We start from the raw sequence: 523 nt of genomic DNA, 5'->3' as shown, positions 1-523 counted from the left end.
TTCCTAGTCACTTGAGCTTGCTCAAGTCATGGAACACTTAGCAGCTGCAATCAAAGCAGCATATATAGAGCCGGGCCGTCCTCATATCTCTTCAGACATTGGTAGTCGCCGCAGAGCGGCAGACCAACGGGGCCTTAGCTCAGCTGGGAGAGCATCTGCTTTGCAAGCAGAGGGTCATCGGTTCGATCCCGATAGGCTCCACCAGATGGGTCGGTAGCTCAGTTGGTTAGAGCGCACGCCTGATAAGCGTGAGGTCGGAGGTTCAAATCCTCCTCGACCCACCAGCATCCCGATTTGACCGTAAAGCACTTGTTAAGTGTTTTGCCGTCCAATCGGACGCATGATTTTGACATCGTTTAGAGAGAATATATCAGAACCATCGGTTCGGCCGCGTCAGGCCGCACCCCGGGCACCGCCCGGAGCAGATGGTTTTGTTCCAAGTCAAGTACACTAACCTATGTCTTCCCTATGCCTCGCATGGGCTGGGGAAGGCGGGAAACGTATGACTTTCGGTTCAGAAGAA

At 53.5% G+C, this 523-nt stretch carries 2 tRNA genes; both read left to right on the top strand.

Annotated features, from left to right (window positions below):
• Positions 1-128 precede the first annotated feature (128 nt).
• Positions 129-204: transfer RNA gene (locus tag CJ301_RS18255), tRNA-Ala, on the top strand.
• A 3-nt stretch (positions 205-207) separates the two neighbouring features.
• A tRNA-Ile gene (locus CJ301_RS18250) sits at positions 208-284 on the top strand.
• The last annotated feature ends 239 nt before the right edge of the window (positions 285-523 follow it).

This window comes from Limimaricola cinnabarinus (assembly GCF_002723615.1).
GTDB classification, from domain to species: Bacteria; Pseudomonadota; Alphaproteobacteria; order Rhodobacterales; family Rhodobacteraceae; genus Limimaricola; species Limimaricola cinnabarinus_B.
This window is presented reverse-complemented; position numbering and strand designations above follow the sequence as displayed.